At 68.0% G+C, this 1,451-nt stretch carries 1 protein-coding gene and 1 pseudogene; both read right to left on the reverse strand.

Going from position 1 to position 1,451, the window contains the following annotated elements:
• Positions 1–304 (reverse strand): annotated as a pseudogene (locus ABD817_RS39375) (sugar phosphate isomerase/epimerase); the annotation flags it as partial.
• A partial coding sequence (locus tag ABD817_RS39380) for a Gfo/Idh/MocA family protein (RefSeq protein WP_344923567.1) occupies positions 301–1,451 on the reverse strand: 1,151 nt, incomplete at its 5' end. The pseudogene ABD817_RS39375 and the gene ABD817_RS39380, both read right to left, overlap by 4 nt.

The raw sequence follows: 1,451 nt of genomic DNA on the forward strand, positions 1-1,451 counted from the left end.
CCTCGCCGTTGCCCCAGATGCGGGCGGGCAGGATGCCCTGGTGGCGGGCGTCGATGGGGTTGTCGCAGACGGCCTGGCCGACCAGGTGGTTGGAGATGGTGTAGACCGACAGGTTGTGCTTGGCGAGCAGTTCCTGCTTGCGGGGGATGTAGTCGTCATCGGCGAGGGCTTTGTCGACCTCGAAGTGATCACCCCAGCAGGCGAGTTCCAGCCCGTCGTATCCCCAGCCCGAGGCCAGGCGGCAGACCTCCTCGAACGGCAGGTCGGCCCACTGGCCGGTGAACAAGGTGATCGGCCTGGTCATGTCCCCTCCACAGATGTAAGACGGCTCTGGTCGGCGGCGCTGCGTTCGACCGCGGCCAGCACCCGCTGAACGTTCAACCCGTCGTCGAACGACGGAGACGGAGCGACACCAGCGGTGATCGCCTCGACGAAGTCCTTCACCTCGTGGGTGAAGGTGTGCTCATAGCCCAGGCCATGCCCCGGCGGCCACCACGCCCCCGCGTACGGATGCCCGCCCTCGGTGACCAGCACCCGGCGGAACCCCGCCTCCTCAGCAGGCAACGCGTGATCATGGAACCACAACTCGTTCATCGCCTCGAAATCGAACGCCACACTCGCCTTCGACCCATTCACCTCGATCCGCAACGCGTTCTTGCGCCCCGTCGCGAACCGGGTCGCCTCGAACGACGCCAACGCCCCACCGCTGAGACGGCCGATGAACACCGCCGCGTCATCGACATCGACCTCACCCAGCTGCGCCCCGGACCCGTTGCCGGTATCGGCCGACAGCCCGGCCGAGACCCCGGCGATGGGACGGTGGGTGATGAACGTCTCGGTCAACCCTGAGACCTGCGTGAGGCGCTGGCCGGTGATGAACTGCGCGGTGTCGATGATGTGCGCGCCGATATCCCCCAACGCCCCTGAGCCGGCCAGCTCCTTTTGCAGCCGCCACACCAGCGGGAAGTCCGGATCGACGATCCAGTCCTGCAGATACTGCGCCCGCACATGCCGAACCGCACCCAGACGGCCTTCGGCCACCCACCGGGCGGCTTGTGCGATGGCCGGCACCCGACGGTAGTTGAACGCCACCATCGCATACACCCCCCGCGCCGCTGCCGTCCGGGCCGCCTCAGCCATCGCCTCGGCCTCAGCGACCGTGTTGGCCAGCGGTTTCTCACACACCACGTGCTTGCCCGCCTCCAGCGCGGCGATCGCGATCTCGGCGTGCGAGTCGCCCGGCGTGCAGATGTCCACGATCTGCACGTCATCACGGGCGATCAGCTTGCGCCAATCGGTCTCCACCGCGGCCCAGCCCATCTGTTCGGCCGCCGCCGCCGTCGTCTCGGCTGAGCGGCCACACAACGCGGCCATCACCGGCCGGGCCGGCAGATCGAAGAACGCCCCCACACTGCGCCAGGCCTGGGAATGCACCCGGCCCATGAAGGCAT

It is taken from the genome of Streptosporangium oxazolinicum, assembly GCF_039537505.1.
GTDB lineage: Bacteria > Actinomycetota > Actinomycetes > Streptosporangiales > Streptosporangiaceae > Streptosporangium > Streptosporangium oxazolinicum.